General features: G+C 71.9%; 13 protein-coding genes and 1 pseudogene. 9 read left to right on the plus strand and 5 right to left on the minus strand.

Features of this window, described 5'->3' with window-relative positions:
- Positions 1-85 precede the first annotated feature (85 nt).
- Positions 86-2,977, minus strand: a complete 2,892-nt coding sequence (locus tag ACZ56L_RS30965) for a M4 family metallopeptidase (protein WP_471067776.1) — start codon at positions 2,975-2,977, stop codon at positions 86-88.
- 98 nt (positions 2,978-3,075) lie between these two features.
- On the opposite strand from ACZ56L_RS30965, the gene ACZ56L_RS30970 reads away from it, so the two are divergent.
- On the plus strand, positions 3,076-4,086 hold the full coding sequence (locus tag ACZ56L_RS30970; protein WP_471067779.1) for a TrmB family transcriptional regulator: 1,011 nt from the start codon (positions 3,076-3,078) through the stop codon (positions 4,084-4,086).
- A 209-nt stretch (positions 4,087-4,295) separates the two neighbouring features.
- Here ACZ56L_RS30970 and lon read toward each other — a convergent pair whose 3' ends face one another.
- Positions 4,296-6,698, minus strand: coding sequence for an endopeptidase La (gene lon, locus ACZ56L_RS30975; protein WP_345228448.1), 2,403 nt, complete (start codon positions 6,696-6,698; stop codon positions 4,296-4,298).
- 269 nt (positions 6,699-6,967) lie between these two features.
- Here lon and ACZ56L_RS30980 point away from each other — a divergent pair, with 269 nt between their 5' ends.
- Complete coding sequence (locus ACZ56L_RS30980; protein WP_471067783.1) at positions 6,968-7,567, plus strand: hypothetical protein; 600 nt, start codon at positions 6,968-6,970, stop codon at positions 7,565-7,567.
- 30 nt (positions 7,568-7,597) lie between these two features.
- Here the strand turns inward: ACZ56L_RS30980 and ACZ56L_RS30985 are convergent, their stop codons facing one another.
- Together ACZ56L_RS30985 and ACZ56L_RS30990 are read right to left on the minus strand one after the other, a co-directional pair.
- Entirely contained in the window at positions 7,598-8,710 is a 1,113-nt protein-coding gene (locus ACZ56L_RS30985; RefSeq protein ID WP_471067786.1) for a serine hydrolase domain-containing protein, read from the minus strand.
- Between the two features lie 78 nt (positions 8,711-8,788).
- Positions 8,789-9,550, minus strand: coding sequence for a rhomboid-like protein (locus ACZ56L_RS30990; protein ID WP_471067789.1), 762 nt, complete (start codon positions 9,548-9,550; stop codon positions 8,789-8,791).
- A gap of 604 nt (positions 9,551-10,154) precedes the next feature.
- Between ACZ56L_RS30990 and ACZ56L_RS30995 the strand changes: the two are divergent.
- The 5 genes and pseudogenes from ACZ56L_RS30995 to ACZ56L_RS31015 form a co-directional block, all read left to right on the plus strand.
- Positions 10,155-10,631 (plus strand): annotated as a pseudogene (locus ACZ56L_RS30995) (RNA polymerase sigma factor); the annotation flags it as partial.
- A gap of 513 nt (positions 10,632-11,144) precedes the next feature.
- Positions 11,145-11,882 (plus strand): response regulator transcription factor, encoded by a 738-nt coding sequence (locus tag ACZ56L_RS31000; protein ID WP_189820597.1) that lies wholly within the window; start codon positions 11,145-11,147, stop codon positions 11,880-11,882.
- 191 nt (positions 11,883-12,073) lie between these two features.
- Positions 12,074-13,129 carry a HAMP domain-containing sensor histidine kinase gene (locus ACZ56L_RS31005; protein WP_468690353.1) on the plus strand — a complete coding sequence of 352 codons (1,056 nt, stop codon included), beginning with the start codon at positions 12,074-12,076 and terminating at the stop codon, positions 13,127-13,129.
- 292 nt (positions 13,130-13,421) lie between these two features.
- Entirely contained in the window at positions 13,422-17,369 is a 3,948-nt protein-coding gene (locus ACZ56L_RS31010) for a multifunctional oxoglutarate decarboxylase/oxoglutarate dehydrogenase thiamine pyrophosphate-binding subunit/dihydrolipoyllysine-residue succinyltransferase subunit (protein ID WP_471067792.1), read from the plus strand.
- A 92-nt stretch (positions 17,370-17,461) separates the two neighbouring features.
- Positions 17,462-17,650 carry a DUF6104 family protein gene (locus tag ACZ56L_RS31015; protein WP_345228458.1) on the plus strand — a complete coding sequence of 63 codons (189 nt, stop codon included), beginning with the start codon at positions 17,462-17,464 and terminating at the stop codon, positions 17,648-17,650.
- Between the two features lie 77 nt (positions 17,651-17,727).
- Here ACZ56L_RS31015 and ACZ56L_RS31020 read toward each other — a convergent pair whose 3' ends face one another.
- Complete coding sequence (locus ACZ56L_RS31020) at positions 17,728-18,579, minus strand: hypothetical protein (protein WP_471067795.1); 852 nt, start codon at positions 18,577-18,579, stop codon at positions 17,728-17,730.
- A 150-nt stretch (positions 18,580-18,729) separates the two neighbouring features.
- Here ACZ56L_RS31020 and ACZ56L_RS31025 point away from each other — a divergent pair, with 150 nt between their 5' ends.
- Together ACZ56L_RS31025 and ACZ56L_RS31030 are read left to right on the plus strand one after the other, a co-directional pair.
- The gene (locus ACZ56L_RS31025; protein ID WP_345228460.1) at positions 18,730-19,650 is read left to right on the plus strand and encodes a DUF4097 family beta strand repeat-containing protein; all 921 of its coding nucleotides are present in this window, start codon (positions 18,730-18,732) and stop codon (positions 19,648-19,650) included.
- 1 nt (position 19,651) lies between these two features.
- Positions 19,652-20,731 (plus strand): helix-turn-helix transcriptional regulator, encoded by a 1,080-nt coding sequence (locus tag ACZ56L_RS31030; RefSeq protein ID WP_471067798.1) that lies wholly within the window; start codon positions 19,652-19,654, stop codon positions 20,729-20,731.
- Positions 20,732-21,289 lie beyond the last annotated feature (558 nt).

The following is a 21,289-nucleotide window of genomic DNA, read 5'->3' on the forward strand; positions in this document are numbered from 1 at the left end:
CGCCGGGGGTCCGGTTCACTGGGCCGGGCGGTCGCACCCGGGGGGCGTGCCCGGGAAGCGGTCCCGGGTCACGCGGGGCAGCCGGTCAGCAGCGTCCCGCCGGGCGGTCCCGCACCACCAGGTCCGTGTTGCTGGTCGTGCCGTCGATCCACACCACGCGCCTGCCGGTGTCGGCCGACGCGTAGGACTGGTCGCCGCGGTTGCAGGAGACGCGCTCGCCGGCCCGGACGCCCGCGGCGTCGAACTGCCACAGTTTGGGCAGCGTCTCGTTGCGGTACTGCGTGTCGGGCAGCGCGGCGGTGACCGTCACGGCCTCCTCGGAGGCGGTCAGGTCCGTGGCGAACAGCCCCTTGTCGCCCGCCTCCGGGCTGAGGTCGATCAGCTTGGTGCCGTCGAGGTTGGCACGGCGCACGGCCGTCCGGCCGCCGTCCGTGGCGTTCTCGTCGACCAGCCAGGAGACGTGCGTCGTGGACAGACCGGTCTGGCCCAGACTCTCCACGGTCCCCGTCTGCGGCAGGATGCTCGTCCTGCCGGTCCTGGTGTCGAGGAGCTCGACGTCCAGCTTGTACTCGCCGGCCACCGGCCACAGCTTGGCGTAGGCGACCTTGCCGTTCTTCACGGCGGGCAGCGCCGAGCTGAGGTGGTAGCGGCCGCCGTCGACGTACGCCTGCTGGCCCGTCTTCAGGTTCTTGTACGCGGCGTGGCGTCCGCCGAAGGGGTCGTTCTCCTCCCAGACGACCAGGTCTCCGTCGACGCGCAGGCCCTGGAGCCCGGTGGTGGAGGACCACACCTTCTTGATCGGGCCGCCCGCGACCGGACGCAGCAGGACGTTGATGCTGTCGGTGCCGAAGGCCGCCCAGACGACGTTCTTGCCGTCGGTCGCCGGGTAGACGTGGAAGCGGCCGTCGTTCGGGCTGACCAGCTTGGGCGAGCCCTTGCCGTCGGTGCGTCCCGTGTAGACCGAGTACGGCTCGGAGCCGTCGTCGTTCGACTTGGAGACGGCGTACTGGCCGCCGCCCGCGCCCGTCCCGCTGCCCGCGGTGTTGAGCTTGCCGAGCAGCGTGTCGCTGTCCATGCCCAGCGCGTCCTCCCAGCCCGGGACGATGCCGTGGGCGTTGAAGGAACGCGTGATGACCTTCTGGTCCTTCGCCGAGGCCTTCAGGTCCTTCGCGGCCGCGAGGACCGCGTTGCGGCCCTCGGTGAAGCCGTCCAGGGGGGTCAGGTACTCGGCGAGCGCCTTGTGGACGATGCGGTCGGCGAGGTCCTTGTCGATGTCCTGGCGGATGTCCCACAGGGCGCCGGAGAAGATCGTCGAGTTGAGGTGCACACCGCCGTTGTCCACGCCGTAGGAGACGCCGAGGAAGTCCTTGGAGGTGGTGCGGCCGTCGTTGAGGTCGCGCAGCGCGCACTCGCCCTTGGGCAGGGTGCGGCAGAGGTCCTCGCCGAGGAGGCCCGAGTCCGGGTCGTCCATCGAGGTGCCGGAGGTGTCGGTGTCGATGGCGTTGCCGAAGTAGTCGGCGATGCCCTCGTTCAGCGCGCCGGACTGGCCGACGTACACCAGGTTGGCGGTGTTCTCGACGACGCCGTGCGTCATCTCGTGGCCGACCACGTCGACGTCGGAGGCCAGCGGCCTGTACTCGTCGTCGCCGACGCCGTAGACCATCTTCGTGCCGTCCCAGAAGGCGTTGACCCACGGCTGGCCGCCGTTCGTCACGCCCACCAGGGAATTGATGGCCATGCCGCGGCCGTCGAGGCTGTCGCGGCCGTGCTTGCCCTTGTAGTAGTCGTAGACCTGGGTGGCGGCCCACTGGGCGTCGACGGCGCCCGCGTCGGTGGCCTCCTTGCCGAAGTCCTGGACCGGCGAGCCGAACACCTTGATGCCCGAGGGCCACTTGCCGGCCGCGTCGTTCGCCTCGACGCCGCGGGCGTCCCAGGTGGAGATCGGGTTCTTGGAGCCGTCCCGCATGCGGACGTAGTCGCTGAGCGTGTACTCCTTGCGCGACGCGTCGTGGTACAGGTTCAGGTCGACCTTGGTGCCGTCGGTCTTGACGCCGGTGCCGGTGGCGTCGGCGGGACCGAACGCCTTCTCGCCGGCGGCCTTCGCGGCGGCGCCCTTCGGGGCCGCGCCCTTGGCCTGCTGGGTGCCGAAGGTCTTGATCGAGCTGTACTGGAGGACCGGGAAGCCGGCCCTGGCGTCGATGTAGACCTGGCGCAGCACGGCCTCGCCGGTCACCGGGTCGTTGCCCTTGACGGTGACCTGGCGGGTCAGCACGCCCTTGCCCTGCGGGAGGACGACGAGTCTGCCCGCGGTGCCGGTGAGGGCGCCGGCGGCGGCGGTCTTCTCGCCCTTCGTCTGCGGCGTGTCCTTCCTGCCGAGGTTCTTGCCGCTCAGCTCCCGGGTCACGGCGGCCACCGCGCGCTGCACGGCGGTCTTCTCGGAGACCGTGGCGGCGGTGCCGGTGGCGAGCTCGGTGAAGTACTTGCCGGAGGTGCCGACGACGTTGCGCTTGCCGCCCTTGTTCTCCATGCGGACGACGTACTGGCCGCCGAGGACGTCGAGGCCCTTGTACTTCTGCTGGAGGCGTACGGTCTCGGTGCCGCCCTCGGCCCGGGCGGAGACCGCCTTCAGGTCGCCCTCGGGGTTCGTGATGCGGTAGCGGCTCTTCTTCTCGGCGAGGTGCCCGACGGCGGCGTCGGCGGCGCTGCCGGTGGCCTTCGCGGGCTCGTTGATGCCGTCGACCAGGGCCGGGGTCGCGGTGTCCGTTCCCGGGATCACCTCGGCGGCCGGGGCCGCCGGGGCGGCCTGGGCGGCGGGCACGACGCCCGCGAGCAGGGCGGCCGCGGCGAACGCCGCGGCGGCCCCCTTGGATATTCCGGCACTTGTGATGCCGGGTCTTGCTGCACGCACTCGGGTCCTGTGCTGCACGCTTCCCCTCCCACGGTACGGACGAGCTTCGAACGGTCCGGGCACCGCCATGCAAGTCGCCGTGCGCTCAAGTCGGCAATGTTTCCCGTGTGTTCAGATGTGGACACGCACACTTGTGTGCATGGTGTGTCCACGAAAGAATTCGGCCCATGATCGAGGGGGAAGAACTGCACAGCCTCGGCCTGGGGGAGGTCGAGGGACGCGTCTACACGGCCCTGCTGAGGGAACGGGCTTATTCCACCGTTGAGTTGGCGAACCTGCTGGACCTTCCGTACTTCCGGATCGACGAGGCACTGACCAGCCTCGAAGGCTCCGGGTTCGCGGTCCGCGGGGCCGACGGGGCACCCCGCCCCGCCGCACCGGCCGCCGCCATCCGCACACTCATCCATCGCCGTCAAGCGGAACTCCACATCCGGTCAGCGGAGCTGGAGCAACTGATGATGTCCGCGGACCGGATAGCGGGACGCCTCACGGCGGGCTCGCCGGGCGCCTCCGAGGGCGGCATCGAGGTCATCACCGGACAGCGGCAGATCGGGGAGCGCGCGGAGTCGCTGCTCGCCTCGGCCGAGCAGGAGGTGGTGATCCTGGACCGGCCGCCGTACGCGAAGGCCGACGTCGGCCGTCCCGGGCGGCCGCCCGCCCTGGACATCGAGGCCCTGCTCGACCGGGGCGTCTCGGTGCGGGCCGTCATCGACCGGGAGGGCCTGGGGTTTCCGGGCCGGATGCGGTCCCTGACGGCGCTGGCGGCGCGGGGGCTGCGGGCCCGGGTCACCTCGGGGGTGCCGACCAAGCTGATCGGCGTCGACCGCCGGATCACCCTCCTGCCGCCCTCGGAGTCGGCGGACCCGCGGGCTTCGGCGCTGGTCGTGGGGGACTCGTTGTTGCGCAACGCGCTGCTGCCGCTGTTCGAGACGGTGTGGGACCGTTCGATCCCGTTGGGCAGCAGCGGGGCGGCGGCGGCCTCGGACGCCGTCTCCCGTCAGCAGCGGGAGCTGCTGGGCCTGTTGGCGGCCGGGCTCAAGGACGAGGCGATAGCCCGGCGGCTCGGGGTCCATGTCCACACCGCGCGTCGGCGCATCACCCGGCTGCTGGAGGCCCTGGACGCGGAGACCCGTTTCCAGGCCGGCGCCCAGGCCGCCACCCGCGGCTGGCTCGCCTGAGCGGGGCGAGGGCGGCCTGGACGAGGGGCGGGAGCCGCACCGACGGCGGCGGCCGGGGTTTCCGCTTCCCCGGCTTCCCCGGCTTCCCCGGCCTCCCGGGCCACGGCCTGGAGGCCGGCACCGTCCCGTACGGCGGTTTCCGGCGCTGATACGGGCGGAGGGGCCGTACGGGAGCGACTCCCGTACGGCCCCTCCGCGGTGGGACCGCCTCAGGCGGCGACCGGCGCCGCCACCTGTGCGGGGGCCAGCGCGATCTCCAGCACCTGGCGGACGTCCGTCACCGGGTGGACCTCCAGCTTCTCCAGGATCTCGGCGGGCACGTCGTCCAGGTCGGGCTCGTTCCGCTTGGGGATGACGACCGTGGTGGTGCCCGCCCGGTGCGCGGCGAGGAGCTTCTGCTTCAGGCCGCCGATGGGCAGGACGCGCCCGGTCAGGGACACCTCGCCGGTCATGGCCACGTCCGTGCGGACCAGCCGGCCGGAGAGGAGGGAGGCGAGGGCCGTGGTCATCGTGATGCCCGCGCTCGGGCCGTCCTTGGGGACCGCGCCCGCCGGGAAGTGGATGTGCACGCCCCGGTCCTTGAGGTCGCCGACCGGGAGTTCCAGTTCCGCGCCGTGCGAGCGCAGGAAGGAGAGGGCGATCTGCGCGGACTCCTTCATCACGTCGCCGAGCTGACCGGTGAGGGTCAGTCCGGAGCCGCCCGTCTCGGCGTCGGCGAGGGACGCCTCCACGAAGAGGACGTCGCCGCCCGCGCCGGTGACGGCGAGACCGGTGGCCACGCCGGGGACGGCGGTGCGCCGCTCGGCCGGGTCCTGGGCGGACTCCGGCACGTGGTGCGGGCGGCCGATCAGGTCGCGCAGGTGGGAGGAGTCGATCGTGAACGGCAGCTCGCGGTCGCCCAGTTCGTGCTGGGCGGCCACCTTGCGCAGCAGGCGGGAGATGGAACGCTCCAGGTTCCGTACGCCGGCCTCCCGGGTGTACTCGCCCGCCAGCTTGCGCAGGGCGGACTCGTCGAGGGTCACCTCGCCCGGCTCCAGGCCGGCCCGGTCGAGCTGGCGCGGCAGCAGGTGGTCGCGGGCGATGACGACCTTCTCGTCCTCGGTGTAGCCGTCGAGGCGGACCAGTTCCATCCGGTCGAGGAGGGCCTCGGGGATGGCTTCCAGCACGTTGGCGGTGGCGAGGAAGACGACGTCGGAGAGGTCGAGCTCGACCTCCAGGTAGTGGTCGCGGAAGGTGTGGTTCTGGGCGGGGTCCAGGACCTCCAGCAGGGCCGCGGCCGGGTCGCCGCGGAAGTCGGAGCCGACCTTGTCGATCTCGTCGAGGAGGACGACGGGGTTCATCGACCCGGCCTCCTTGACGGCGCGGACGATGCGGCCGGGCAGGGCCCCGACGTACGTACGGCGGTGACCGCGGATCTCCGCCTCGTCGCGTACGCCGCCGAGCGCGACCCGGACGAACTTGCGGCCCATGGCGTGGGCGACGCTCTCGCCGAGCGAGGTCTTTCCGACACCGGGCGGGCCCACCAGGGCGAGCACGGCGCCGCCGCGGCGGCCGCCCACCACGCCGAGCCCGCGGTCCGCGCGCCGCTTGCGCACGGCCAGGTACTCGGTGATGCGCTCCTTCACGTCGTCCAGGCCCGCGTGCTCCGCGTCGAGGATCTCGCGGGCGCCGCGGATGTCGTACTGGTCCTGCGTGTGCTCGTTCCAGGGGAGCTCCAGGACCGTGTCCAGCCAGGTGCGGATCCAGGAGCCCTCCGGGGACTGGTCGCTGGAGCGCTCCAGCTTCTCGACCTCCTTGAGGGCGGCCTCGCGCACCTTCTCCGGCAGGTCGGCGGCCTCCACCCGGGCCCGGTAGTCGTCGGACTCCTCGCCCTCGGCCTCGCCGTTCAGCTCGCGGAGTTCCTTGCGCACGGCATCGAGCTGCTTGCGGAGCAGGAACTCGCGCTGCTGCTTGTCGACGCCCTCCTGGACGTCCTTCGCGATGGTCTCGGCGACGTCCTGCTCGGCGAGGTGCTCGCTGAGGGCGGTCAGGGCCAGGCGCAGGCGGGCCACCGGGTCGGCGGTCTCCAGCAGCTCCACCTTCTGGGCGGTGGTCAGGAAGGGCGAGTACCCGGAGTTGTCGGCGAGGGCCGAGACGCCCTCGATCTGCTGCACGCGGTCCACGACCTGCCAGGCGCCGCGCTTCTTCAGCCAGGTCGTCGCGAGGGCCTTGTACTCCTTGACCAGCTCGGCGACGGAACCCGGCAGCGGGTCGGGGTCGGACGCGTCGATCCGGGACCCCTCCACCCACAGGGCCGCTCCCGGCCCGGTCGTGCCCGCGCCGATCTTGACGCGGCCCCGGGCCCGGATGAGCGCGCCGGGGTCGCCGTCGGACAGCCGGCCGACCTGCTCGACGGTGCCGAGGACGCCGGTCCCCGCGTACGTGCCGTCGATGCGCGGAACAAGAAGCACCTCGGGCTTGCTGCCACCGGTACGAACGGCGGCCTGTGCCGCTTCGACCGCCGCGCGCACCTCGGTGTCGGACAGGTCCAGCGGCACCACCATCCCGGGCAGCACGACCTCGTCGTCGAGCGGCAGCACGGGCAGGGTGAGCGGTGTGGACGTCGATGCCATGATCTCCCCTTGGGCAGTGAAGTTGAGCTATGTGGACTCAATGCTCTGGAGCGTCCCAGTGTTCCCCAACCCGTGTTCGCTCTGAGCGATCAGCGATCGACGAGGAGGGAGCCGCCGGTCGGTCCGGCGCCGCTGAAGCCGGGAGCCGGTCGCGACGACGCGGGCAGACGTGGGCAGACGTGGGCAGACGCGGACAGGGGAACGCGCGGCGGGGCCTCCGCGTCAGACGGACGACAGCGGCACACGGCCCACGACACGACGGGAACACCATGCGAAGCACACGTTCCGGGCGATCGGCGGCGGCGCTCACGGCGGCCGCCCTCTGCGGCACCCTGTTGCTGACGGGGTGCGACGGCGCGGGCGAGCCCCCGGCCGCGGACACGCCCGCACCGGCGGCGACCGCCACGGGCGCACCCGCCACCTCCACGCCCACCGCCGGCGCGCCCGACACGGCCACACCCACCGCCACCCCGCCCCCCGCTCCCCCGGCGACCGGTGACCCCGCGCCGTCCGCCTCCGTGCCCGCGACGGCCCCGCAGGGCGAGCGGCTCGTGGCCGCCACCGTCAGCGGCGGCTTCGACGGCCGGCACCGCAGCGTCCTGGTGAACGGTGACGGCGGCTACACCGTCCTCGACCGCACCAAGCCCCCGAAGTCCGGCCGGATGGGCGCGCAGGAGCTGGCCGAGCTCAAGGACGCGCTCGCCGACGCGGACTTCGCGAAACTGCCGCGCGTCTCGAAGGCCGACCCGCCGGTCATGGACGGCATCACCACCACCGTGATCCACCGGGGCCACGAGGTGACGACGGACGGCATGAAGGAGCTGCCGGAGCTGGACCGCGTGATCGCGGCCCTGCCCGGCCTCGGCTGACCCCGGTTCAGCGGTGGCTGCGGACGACGGTCAGCGGTGGCCGCGGACGATCTCCGTCACGCGCGCGACCGTCGACAGGTCCCCCAGTACGTTCTTGGTGACGGCCCAGGCCGTGCCGCTCGCCCGGTCCGCGCCCGCCCAGCTGCCGCCCGCGCCCGCCATGCCGAACACGTGCGGGTCGGGCCCGGAGCCCTGGTCGGGCAGGCCGAGCGCGTACCCGAGCGCCCAGGACGACTCGTTCCCCATCAACCGGTCGGTTCCGCTCGCGGCGAGCGCGGTCGCCTCGCGGGTGCGGTCCGGCGACAGCAGCCGTACGCCGTCGACCTCCCCGAGCACGGCCGCGTACACGCGCGCGATCGCCCGGGCGGAGGTCTTGGCGCCCGCCGGGAGGTCGGCGGCCAGGATGTCGGCCCGGTTGCCGAACGCGGCGCTCGGGAAGAGGTGCTTGGGAGCGGCCTTGAACATGGGGAGGTCGTCCGGGAGCGCGTCGAGGTCGAAGGTCTCGGCGCGGGAGGGGTCCTCCTCGAGCCGCGCCGCCCGCCCCTGCTCGGACGCCGGCATCCCCAGGTACAGCTCGTCGGCGATGCCGAGCGGGCCGGTGAGTTCGGTGCGCAGGACGTCGGAGAGGTCGCGGCCGGTGGCCCGGCGGACGATCTCACCGACCAGGAAGCCGAAGGTGAAGGCGTGGTAGCCGACCGCCGTCCCCGGCTCCCACCAGGGCTCGGCGTCCGCGAGGGCGGCGCACATGGCGTCCCAGTCGCAGAGCTCGGCGTGGGTGGTGGCGGAGGGGATGCCGGGCACGCCGGCGGAGTGGCTGAGGGCGTGCCGTACCGTCACCCGCTCCTTGCCGTGCGCGGCGAACTCGGGCCAGAGGTCGGCGACGGGCGTGTCGTACGAGAGGAGTCCTCGCTCGGCGCACACGTGCGCGAGGGTCGCGGTGGCGCCCTTCCCGATCGAGAAGTTGTAGAAGGGGGTGTCGTGGTGGACCTCGCGCCCGGTCGCCGGGTCGGCGATTCCGGCGGCGACGTCCGCGACCGGCTCGCCGTGCCGGTACACGGCGATCTGCAGGCCGCGCTCGGCCCCGCTCTCCACCAGTTCGTCGGCGGTGTCCTGTAGCTGCTGGTGCAAGTCGGCGGCGCTCATGACCGTCCCCTCCGTAGTTCCGTGCAAAAGCACGAACGTACGAAGGGGACGAGGCCGTCGGCCACCGAATTTCCCGGCTCAGAGGTACGAGGGCGCGGCCCGGGCCGCCTTCCAGCGCCGTACGACGGGCCAGCCGGCCAGCCCCAGGCACAGGGCCAGCGGGTGCCCGAGGGCGGTCAGCGGATCGACGTACGCGATCAGGTCCTGGAGGAGTACGAGCGCCACCGCGCCCAGCAGCCCCCAGCGCAGCCACGCCAGGCGGAGCACCCCGGCGAGCGCGCCCACGCAGGCCAGCAGCCCGAAGCTGATGCCGAAGTCCAGGCGGTGCAGGGAGGTCTCGGGCAGGTGCCCGGCCCAGACGGCGACGCCGACCGGGATCTCGGTGGCGAGCGAGGCCACCACGTGCCCGAAGGCGAAGACGGCGGCGGTCCGCAGCCCGCCGATGCGCCGTTCCAGGGCGGTGAGGATCACCAGGAACCCGAGGGCGTACGGGGACGCCAGCCCGCCGGCGACCCACAGGGCGCTGCCGACGAGGGCGACGACGGGGGTGTGGGTGAGGTGGGCGACGTCGGTGCTGGACGCCCTGAGCAGGGCGCCGACGGTCGCCGGGTCGCCGAGCTGGGCGTAGAGGGAGGTCGCGACCAGGACGAGCGCGTAACCGAAGGTGAAGGGGGTGCCGGTGGGGGTGGGCAGGAGGTGCCACAGGTGCCAGCGCCGGTCGGGAACGGGGACCTGGACCCGTGCCCGCGGGCCTGCGGCCGCCGGCTCCGGGGAGCTTTCGGGGGCGTGCGTCTGGGGGTCCTGGGGCAGGTGCTTCCGCGGAGCTTCGGGTGCGGGCACCTGCGGAGCTTCGGGCAGGCGTATCTGCGGGTCTTCGGGCGTGTGCCTCTGCTGCCTCTGCGGAGCTTCGGGCAGGCGTACGGGCGAGGCTTCGGGCACCCGCCTCTGTGGGCCTTCGGGAGCGTGCCGGGTCCGCGTCCGCTGTCCGGGCACGGCGTTCAACGCCGCGGCGGCCTCGCCGTCCGCGTCGTTCCGGTCCTGTCCCTGCTTCTGCCTCTGCCCCTGCTTCTTCTGCTCTGGCTGCCGCTGCCCCTGCGGCTTCCGCCCGGGCGGTGTCGTGCTGGTGCGGTGCACTGCGTGAGGCCCCATTCCCCCGGGCGCCGCGCGCTGGGGCGGGCGGCCGGAATCGTCAAGCCACGCCCGTGTCCCTCGGCCGCGTCTTTCGCGTTCACTTGCTGCGGTGGTGCTGTCGCTGGTGTTTCTGCCCCTCCTCGACGAGGACAACGCTCACCCTCCGCCCGAATCTCCCGTTCCGTCTATGGCACACCTCACACCTGTGCGTACTGGGGCAACCTTCACAGGTTCGCAGACGTCCGACGCCCTCCGGTGCACCGCCCGGCGGACACCGTGAACCGATCGGGCGACGCCGAGCGATAGAGGGGACGTGAGACTGTTGCGCCCCTCCGGGGAACCCCGGGCCGAGGAAGGCACCGACGACGACGGCGCGTTGCTGCGCGCGATCGCCCGCGGCGACGCCGCCGCGCTCGGCACGCTGCACGACCGGCACGCGGGCTGGCTGCACGCGCGGCTGACCCGGCGCTGCCCCGACCCGGAAACGGTGCGGGACGTCCTCCAGGACACCTTCGTCACCGTCTGGCAGTCCGCCGCGTCGCACCGGGGCGGCGAGGCGGGCGGCTGGCTGTGGGTGATCGCGGCCCGCCGCCTGGTGGACGCGCAGCGGATACGCACCCGGGCCGACCGCGCCGTACCGGCCGCCGGGACCGCCGCCCCCTGCGCCGCCCCCTCCGCCGAGGAACACGTGCTGACGGGGCTGGAGTTCGGCGACGTGGGCGCGGCCCTGGACCGGATCCCGCCGGAGCTGCGCGAGGTCCTGCGGGCCACGGTCGTCGACGGCCTCACGAGAATCCCGGCAGTCCCCTGACCTTCACGTCCACGTCCACGGCCTGCGGCTCCTGACCATCACGTCTACGGCCACGGCCTGCGGCTCCCACGCACCTTCAGGAGTACGGGGAACCGCGTGGGGAACCGCGCGGGCAACCACAGCGCATCCGCACGGAGGCCGCCCCGCCACACACCGGTCCGCTCCCCCGAGACAACATTCACAGCTCCCACACGTTTGCCCGTACAACCCTGCCTCCCCCGACCAATGGGTCACCAAGCCGACATCCCGCGATCCCCCGCCTACGCAACGTCTACTTCCCTGTGCACAAGGCGAGTTGCCCGCCCCCGACTTACGAAGAGTCATTGCGGAATGTCGTATTCAGAGAGATTCGGGCGATCCGGAACGACTTGCCCGAGGCGTCGCTTTCGCTGCCCCGGCAGGCAGTTGCACCGCGTAGCCGTGAGCAGGTCAGTGCCCGTACGCTGCTCATCTGACCGCGGGATCTTACGAACGCACTCCAGGGGCGGGGCGATGGAGCAGACACACACCAGCCACAACGGCCTCGCGGCCACTCCCGGCGCTCAGCGCCGGGTACTGGTCGTCGAGGACGATTCCACGATCGTCGACAACATCGCGGCCCGGCTGCGGGCCGAGGGCTTCCAGGTGCAGACGGCGAGTGACGGCCCGGCGGCGGTCGACACGGCCGAGGCCTGGCAGCCGGACCTGATGGTGCTCGACATCATGCTGCCCGGCTTCGACGGACTCGAAGTCTGCCGCCGGGTGCAGGCGCAGCGACCCGTACCGGTCCTCATGCTCACCGCGCGCGACGACGAGACCGACATGCTGGTCGGGCTCGGGGTCGGCGCGGACGACTACATGACGAAACCGTTCTCCATGCGCGAGCTGGCCGCCCGGGTGCACGTCCTGCTGCGCCGGGTCGAGCGGGCCACCATCGCCGCCGCCACTCCGCGCAGCGGCATCCTGCGCCTGGGCGAGCTGGAGATCGACCACGCGCAGCGCCGGGTCCGGGTGCACGGCGAGGACGTGCACCTCACGCCCACCGAGTTCGACCTGCTGGTCTGCCTGGCGAACACCCCCCGCGCCGTCCTCTCCCGCGAGCAGTTGCTCGCCGAGGTGTGGGACTGGGCGGACGCCTCGGGCACCCGCACCGTCGACAGCCACATCAAGGCCCTGCGCCGCAAGATCGGCGCCGAGCGCATCCGTACCGTGCACGGCGTGGGGTACGCCCTGGAGACGCCGGCGCCGTGAGCAGTGCGGCCGGGACGGGGACGAGGCGCGGACCGTTGCGACGGCGGGTGCCGGTACAGCGGCGGGAACCCTCGCGCCCGGCGCGCAGATGCGGCGACTGCGGGCAGCGGGTGCGCCGTCCGCTGCGGGCGCGGCTGCGCCCCGGCTCCCTGCCGGGCCGGGTCGGAGCGCTGGTGTCCCGGCCCTTCACGGTGCGCCCCTTCACCATCAGGGGAAAGCTGATCGCACTGGTCGTGGTGTCGGTGGCGCTGACCACGGGCCTGGTGATGGTGGCGCTGGCCACCAAGACCGAGCTGCGCTTCATCACGGTCTTCTCGATCATCGCCTCGATGCTGATCACGCAGTTCGTCGCGCACAACCTCACCAAGCCGCTCGACGAGATGCGCGAGGTCGCCGCCGCGATGGCGCACGGCGACTACACGGGCCGCATCGACGGCGAGAACCGCCGCGACGAGCTGGGCGGCCTGGCCACCACCCTGAACCGGATGGCCGAGGAGCTCCAGGCCGTCGACCGCAACCGCAAGGAACTGGTCGCCAACGTCTCGCACGAGCTGCGCACCCCGATCGCCGCGCTGCGCGCCGTGCTGGAGAACGTGGTGGACGGCGTGGTCGCCGCCGACCCCGAGACCATGCGCACCGCGCTCAAGCAGACCGAGCGGCTCGGCGGGCTGGTGGAGACCCTGCTGGACCTGGCCCGGCTGGACAACGGCGTCGTACCGCTCAAGGCCCGCCGCTTCGAGGTGTGGCCGTATCTCTCGGGCGTGCTGAAGGAGGCCAATCTGGCCGCCGCGCAGCGCAATCTGACCTCCGGGTCCGGGCACCACATGCGCAAGGACGTCCATCTGCACCTGGACGTCTCCCCTCCGGAGCTGACCGCGCACGCGGACCAGGAGCGGCTGCACCAGGTCGTCGCCAACCTCATCGACAACGCGGTCAAGCACTCCCCTCCGCACGGCCGGGTCACGGTCCGGGCGCGGCGCGGGGAGCTGCCGGAGAGCCTGGACCTGGAAGTGCTGGACGAGGGTCCCGGCATACCGAAGTCGGAGTGGCACCGGGTGTTTGAACGCTTCAATCAGGGCAAGTCGCCCGCCAAGCCCACTTCGGGCAGCGACGGCGGCACGGGCCTCGGCCTGGCCATCGCGCGCTGGGCGGTCGATCTGCACGGCGGCCGGATCGGAGTGGCCGAATCCGAGCGCGGTTGCCGCATTCAGGTCACCCTTCCGGGGACCGTCTCATCACGCGGTTGACGTAGGGTTCGAACCAGAAACGGACGTTCTGCGTCCGTCCTGCCAGGATGCGGTGGTAAGGGTCGCATCCTCGGTCGGATGCACCCGGCTCGGCACCCTCGTCAACGATCGGTTGACGCGCGGTCCACAGCGGAACCACGCTTGTTTCCCGCCATTTCGTGCGCCGAAACCAGCTCTCCGATGTGACTTACGCGACGGATGCACCGCCCGGTCTGCATCTCCCGGCCGGGGAGGCGTAGCCTTTATTTCCGCTGTCCACCACCTTGCGAAGCGGAAGAGGGCGGTTAACGCCGTGTCGTCTCAGTCCACCAGTAGCTCAAGTCATTCATCGACCGACCAGGACGGGCAAGGGAAGAACCCAGCCGCCGCCTTCGGTCCCAACGAGTGGCTCGTCGACGAGATCTACCAGCAGTACCTCCAGGACCCCAGTTCCGTCGATCGAGCGTGGTGGGACTTCTTCGCCGACTACAAGCCGGGCGCCACCGGCGGTACGGCGGAGAAGCCGGCCCCCGCCGCCCAGGCCGCGCCCGCCCCGGCCGAGCAGGCCGCCGCACAGACCGCCGCCCCGGCCGGGCAGCCCGCCCCCGCGCAGGCGTCGTCCACCGCCGTCCCGCCGCAGGCCGCGTCCGCCGCGAACGGCCAGTCCGCCCCGGCACAGCCCGCGGGCGCGCCGACCGGACAGGCCGCCGCACCCGCGCAGGCCGCCCCGGCCCAGCAGGCCGCCCCCGCGCAGGCCGCTCCCGCCCCTGCTGCCGAGCCCGCCGCCCAGGCGCCCGCATCCGCTCAGCCCGCCGCCAAGGCGTCCGCACCCGCACAGAAGGCCGCACCTGTGAAGCCCGCTCCCGCCGCCGAGGCCACGTCCGCCCCGGCCGGTCCCGAGTACGTCACCCTGCGCGGCCCGTCCGCCGCCGTCGCGAAGAACATGAACGCCTCCATCGAGGTCCCCACGGCGACGTCCGTGCGCGCGGTCCCGGTGAAGCTGCTCTTCGACAACCGCATCGTCATCAACAACCACCTGAAGCGCGCCCGGGGCGGGAAGATCTCCTTCACCCACCTCATCGGCTTCGCGATGGTGCAGGCCATCAAGGCCATGCCGTCGATGAACTACTCCTTCACGGAGAAGGACGGCAAGCCGACCCTCGTCAAGCCGGAGCACATCAACTTCGGCCTGGCCATCGACCTGGTGAAGCCCAACGGCGACCGCCAGCTCGTCGTCGCCGGCATCAAGAAGGCCGAGACGCTCGACTTCTTCGAGTTCTGGCAGGCGTACGAGGACATCGTCCGCCGCGCCCGCGACAACAAGCTGACGATGGACGACTTCACGGGCGTCACCGTCTCGCTCACCAACCCGGGCGGCCTCGGCACCGTCCACTCGGTGCCGCGTCTGATGCCCGGTCAGTCGGTCATCATGGGCGTCGGCTCGATGGACTACCCGGCGGAGTTCCAGGGCACCTCGCAGGACACCCTGAACAAGCTGGGCATCTCGAAGGTCATGACCCTGACCTCGACGTACGACCACCGGGTGATCCAGGGCGCCGCCTCCGGCGAGTTCCTGCGCGTCGTCGCCAACCTCCTGCTCGGCGAGTCCGGCTTCTACGACGACGTCTTCAAGGCGCTGCGCATCCCCTACGAGCCGGTCCGCTGGCTCAAGGACATCGACGCCAGCCACGACGACGACGTCACCAAGGCCGCCCGCGTCTTCGAGCTGATCCACTCCTACCGGGTGCGCGGCCACGTCATGGCCGACACGGACCCGCTGGAGTACAAGCAGCGCAAGCACCCCGACCTCGACATCAACGAGCACGGGCTGACGCTGTGGGACCTGGAGCGCGAGTTCGCGGTCGGCGGCTTCGCGGGCAAGTCGATGATGAAGCTGCGCGACATCCTCGGCGTCCTGCGCGACACGTACTGCCGTACCACCGGCATCGAGTTCATGCACATCCAGGACCCCAAGCAGCGCAAGTGGATCCAGGACCGCATGGAGCGCTCGCACTCCAAGCCCGAGCGCGAGGAGCAGCTCCGCATCCTGCGCCGCCTCAACGCCGCCGAGGCCTTCGAGACCTTCCTCCAGACGAAGTACGTCGGCCAGAAGCGCTTCTCCCTGGAGGGCGGCGAGTCCGTCATCCCGCTGCTCGACGCCGTCATCGACAGCGCCGCCGAGTCGCGCCTGGACGAGGTCGTCATCGGCATGGCCCACCGCGGCCGGCTGAACGTCCTGGCGAACATCGTGGGCAAGTCGTACGCCCAGATCTTCCGCGAGTTCGAGGGCAACCTGGACCCGAAGTCGATGCACGGCTCCGGCGACGTGAAGTACCACCTGGGCGCCGAGGGCACCTTCACCGGTCTCGACGGCGAGCAGATCAAGGTCTCCCTCGCCGCGAACCCCTCGCACCTGGAGGCGGTCGACCCGGTCCTGGAGGGCATCGCCCGCGCCAAGCAGGACATCATCAACAAGGGCGGCACGGACTTCACCGTCCTGCCGGTGGCCCTGCACGGCGACGCGGCCTTCGCGGGCCAGGGTGTGGTCGCCGAGACGTTCAACATGTCGCAGCTCCGCGGCTACCGCACCGGCGGCACGGTGCACATCGTCATCAACAACCAGGTCGGCTTCACCGCCGCCCCGGAGTCCTCGCGCTCCTCGATGTACGCCACCGACGTGGCCCGCATGATCGAGGCGCCGATCTTCCACGTGAACGGCGACGACCCGGAGGCCGTGGTCCGCGTCGCGCGCCTCGCCTTCGAGTTCCGCCAGACGTTCAACAAGGACGTGGTCATCGACCTCATCTGCTACCGCCGCCGCGGTCACAACGAGGGCGACAACCCGCAGTTCACCAACCCGCAGATGGTGACGCTGATCGACAAGAAGCGCTCGGTGCGCAAGCTCTACACCGAGTCCCTGATCGGTCGCGGCGACATCACCCTGGAGGAGGCGGAGCAGGCGCTCCAGGACTTCCAGGGCCAGCTCGAGAAGGTGTTCGCGGAGGTCCGCGAGGCCACCACCTCCACCACCTCCACCGCGCCGTACAGCGACCCGCAGGCCGAGTTCCCGGTGGCGGTGAACACGGCGATCTCGCAGGAGGCCGTGAAGCGGATCGGCGAGTCGCAGGTCAACATCCCGGACAACATCCACGTCCACCCGCGCCTGATGCCGCAGATGCAGCGCCGCGCCGCGTCCATCGACGACGGCACGATCGACTGGGGCATGGGCGAGACCCTCGCCATCGGCTCCCTCCTGATGGAGGGCACCCCGGTCCGCCTGGCCGGCCAGGACTCCCGCCGCGGCACCTTCGGCCAGCGCCACGCGGTCCTCGTCGACCAGGAGACGGGCGAGGACTACACCCCGCTCCAGTACCTCGCGGACGACCAGGCCCGCTACAACGTCTACGACTCGCTCCTCTCCGAGTACGCGGCGATGGGCTTCGAGTACGGCTACTCGCTGGCCCGCCCGGAGTCGCTGGTCATCTGGGAGGCCCAGTTCGGCGACTTCGTCAACGGCGCCCAGACGGTCATGGACGAGTTCATCTCCTCGGCCGAGCAGAAGTGGGGCCAGACCTCCGGCGTCACGCTCCTGCTCCCGCACGGTTACGAGGGCCAGGGCCCGGACCACTCGTCCGCCCGCCCGGAGCGCTTCCTCCAGATGTGCGCCCAGAACAACATGACGGTCGCCATGCCGACCCTGCCCTCGAACTACTTCCACCTGCTGCGCTGGCAGGTCCACAACCCGCACCACAAGCCGCTCATCGTCTTCACCCCGAAGTCGATGCTGCGTCTGAAGGCGGCGGCGTCGAAGGCGGAGGAGTTCACGACGGGCGGCTTCCGTCCCGTCATCGGCGACGACAAGGTGGACGCCAACGCCGTCCGCAAGGTCGTCTTCTGCGCCGGCAAGGTCTACTACGACCTGGAGGCCGAGCGCGAGAAGCGCGGCGCCACGGACACCGCGATCATCCGCCTGGAACGCCTCTACCCGCTCCCGGGCGCGGAGCTCCAGGCCGAGATCGCCAAGTACCCGAACGCCGAGAAGTACCTGTGGGCCCAGGAGGAGCCGGCGAACCAGGGCGCGTGGCCCTTCATCGCGCTCAACCTGATCGACCACCTGGACCTGGCCGTCGGCGCGGACATCCCGCACGGCGAGCGCCTGCGCCGCATCTCGCGCCCGCACAGCTCGTCCCCGGCGGTCGGCTCGGCCAAGCGCCACCAGGCGGAGCAGCAGGCCCTGGTGAACGAGGTCTTCGACGCGTAGTCGCCGACGCCGGTACGTGACGGAGGGCCCGGCCCCGCGGAGAGGTTTCCGCGGGGCCGGGCCCTCCTCCGTGTCCCCGTAATCTTGTACGCATGTACTTCACTGACCGTGGCATCGAAGAGCTGGAGAAGCGGCGGGGCGAGGAGGAGGTCACCTTCGAGTGGCTCGCCGAGCAGTTCCGTACGTTCGTGGACCTGAACCCGGACTTCGAGGTCCCGGTGGAACGCCTGGCGACCTGGCTGGCCCGCCTCGACGACGAGGACGAGGACGACGACATCTGATCCCGCCCCCTCCCCGTGCGAGACGGGAGCACGACCGTGCGGGGAGGAGCGCCGGGGGGCGTGCAGGGTTCGCGGCCCTAGGGGGTGTCCCCCGCCCCCCGGGCCCGGTCGTAGGCCAGCCCCGTCACCCCCTGTGCCAGCAGCACCCCTCCCGCGACCGCCCACCCCGCGGAGCCCCGCCGCAGCCCCCACCCCAGCATCGGCGCCCCCACCACCACCTGCGCCGCCCCCACCGCACGAGCCCGCGGCCCCCGCACCCACGCCCCCACCGGCCCGCGGCCCACCACGTCGAACTCCGCCCGCAGCGCGTCCCGCCACCCCGACCACTCCACCGTCTGCGCGCCGGACTCCGCCCGGGCCGCTTCCCGCAGCCGGTCTGCGCTCTCCCCCGGCGTGAGTCCCACCGGCAGCGCCAGTCCCACCCGGTGCAGCACGGCGATCAGCCCGAGCAGCCGGGCCCGCCCGTCCGCGTCGTCGTCCGGCTCCGCCAGCGCCTCCAGGCTCGCCATGTCGTGCACGGGGTCCAGCTCCAGCCGCACCGCGAAGGTCCGCATCGCCTCGTCCTCGCCGAGCGGGGTGCCGTCGGCCAGCCACTCGTAACCGACCGCCCGCCGGAAGCCCGAGGCCAGCGTGTAGCCCGTCCGGTCCGGGTCCCACCACAGAGCGAGCACCGGCCAGTCGGTGCCGATGGCGAGCGCGGACGCCCAGCCCGCCAGCACCCGGTCGACGGGCTCGTGCGCGCTTCCCCCGGCCAGCCAGGGCCTGCCCTCGGGCACGACGACGCTCCAGCCGTCACCGGCCGGGGCCAGCAGCGCGCGCTCGCGCAGCACGGCCGCCGCGAGACGTACGTCCTCGACCGGCGCCCGGCAGAGGAGCAGGGCGCCGGTGGCGCTCGTGGAGGGTGCGGACGAAGAAGCAGGGTGCGACATACGACCCAAGTTAGGGCACTTCACCCGGGCCCACCTCCGCTGCCCCCTCGCCCTTATGTTGACTTCACCCAACCGCGATATATCGTGTTGAAGGCAAGACGCGATATGTTGCGTCGCAATGCCGCGTCACGTCCAGACCGGGAGATCGCCATGACCGAGTGGTCCGTCAGCGAACCGCAGAAACTCACCTTCGAGGAGCCCGTCGACGCCCTGCGCGTCCGGATCGTCAACGGCGCCGTCAACGTCGTGGGCACGGACGACCCGGCCGCCGGCGCCCTCCTGGAGGTGACCGGGATCGACGGCCCGCCGCTGGTCGTCACCCATGAGGACGGCACCCTGACCGTCACGTACGAGGACCTGCCCTGGAAGAGCACGAAAGGCTTCCTGAGCTTCCTGGAGCGGCAGAGCTGGCAGCGCTCGGCGGCGGTCACCCTCGCCGTACCGGCGGGCACGAAGGTGAGCGTGGGCGCGGTCGGCGCGAGCACGGTCGTCTCCGGCGTCCGGGGCCGCACCGAGGTGCGCGGTGTCACCGGTGACACCACCCTGGTCGGCCTGACCGGCAAGGTCAGCGCGGAGACGGTGTCCGGCAACCTGGAGGCCCACTCCCTCACCGGCGACCTGCACTTCAAGTCGGTCTCGGGCGACCTGACGATGGTCGACGGGGCGGGTTCGTCGGTACGGGCGGAGTCGGTGGGCGGCGCGATGGTCATCGACGTCGACCCGGCCCGCAACGGGCCCGCCGACATCGCCCTGACGACGGTCTCCGGCGAGGTCGCCATCCGCCTCCCCCACCCGGCCGACGCGAAGGTCGAGGCGAACACGACGAGCGGACAGGTCTCCAGCGCCTTCGAGGACCTGCGCGTCTCGGGCCAGTGGGCCCAGAAGAAGATCACCGGAACGCTGGGCACGGGCGCGGGCAAGCTGCGGGCGACGACGGTCTCCGGCTCGATCGCCCTGCTGCGCCGCCCGCCGACGGACGACGCGCCGCAGGACGCCGCCCCGCAGGACGGACCGCAGGACGGCCCGCAGGACACCCCTCCCACCGACTCGCCCTCCGGAAAGGTCCTCTGACATGCCTCCCGTCTTCGCCCACGGCCGCCTCCGCCTCTACCTCCTCAAGCTGCTGGACGAGGCGCCGCGCCACGGTTACGAGGTCATCCGCCTCCTCGAAGAGCGCTTCCAGGGCCTGTACGCCCCCTCCGCGGGCACCGTCTACCCCCGGCTCGCCAAGCTGGAGGCCGAGGGCCTGGTCACGCACGCCACCGAGGGCGGCCGCAAGGTCTACTCGATCACGGACGCGGGCCGCTCGGAACTGGCCGACCGAGGCGGCGAGTTGGCCGACCTGGAGATGGAGATCCGCGAGTCCGTCTCCGAGCTCGCCGCCGAGATCCGCGACGACGTGCGGAGCGCCGCGGGCGACCTGCGCCGCGAGATGAAGGCCCAGGCCGCGGCCTCGGGCGCCTCCGCCGCATCGGGCAAGGAGTCCGGGAGCGACTGGGGCAACGGCCCCTGGGGCGACAAGGAGGCCTGGCGGCTGGCCAAGGAGGAGATGCGCAAGGCCCGCCAGGAGTGGAAGGAGCAGGCCCGCCGCGCGAAGGACGAGAGCCGCCGCGCCCGCCACGACGCGCAGGAGGCCCGCCGGCAGGCCAAGGAGACGACGGACCGGGCCCGCGAGCAGATGCAACAGGCGGCCCGCCGGGTCGAGGAGCAGGTCCGCGAGCACGTGTCGCGCGGCGACTGGCCCTCCGCGGTACGGGACGGACTGGCCGAGATCGAGAAGGAGTTCAGCCGCGCCTGGGGCAAGGACTTCGGCCGCTTCGGCAAGGGCGGCCACGACGCCCCCAAGGAGTCCCCGGACATCACGGTGGAGCGGGCCGACAAGCCCGCCCCGCCCTCCGGCGACGTCTGGGAGGACGCCGTCCGCGAGGACGCCCCCGCCTCGGCCCCCCTCCCCGACTGGGCCCACGAGGACGCCAAGCCCGGCACGGACCCGGCCCGCGAACTGGACCGCCTGCTGGACCGCTTCCGCGACGACATCCGCGACACGGCCCGCGACCACGGCGTGACCTCCGCCCAACTGGCCGACGCCCGCGCCCGGCTGGCGGGCACGGCGGCCCACATCGGCCGCCTGTTGCGAGGTACGCAGAAGTAACGGCCCCCACCACACAACTGGCCCACCCATGCCACTCCCGCACCCTGGAGCAAGACCGCTCCGGGGTGCGGGCTGTCAAAAAGTAGGACACTTCCTCAAGAAAGCGTCCCACTCCTCACGTGCATGGCACTCCCCACCAAAAGGTTCTCGGCAGCAAATTCCCCCCGCACGCCCGAAGGCACATACAAGCCAATCCTCTCCCCGTCACCACCTGCGCCCTTTCTCGGAACCCCCGCTTCCGTCCCGAGATGTCAGGACTTACCCCTCCAAGGAGAGGGGCTGATTCTTGCGCGCATGTGTTCGAAAAATGGGGGCAGGGCGCACACATCCGTGAGGGATCTGTGTGAACGTGTGCGCCTCCGGTGGTCATTGGGACCGCCGGTATCTGACTTTCCGTGGGGGGAAGTTGATGCAGAAGCACACCCCTGCCCGTGCGCAGGTACGGGCCAGACGCACTCTCACCGTGGCCCTGGCGGTCCTGGCCCTGGGCGCGGGAGCGCTCCCGACCGCCATGGCGGACCCGGTGGAGCCGCCGCCGGTCCCCGCGAACTCGGTCTG

Source organism: Streptomyces sp. NPDC039736 (assembly GCF_055596485.1).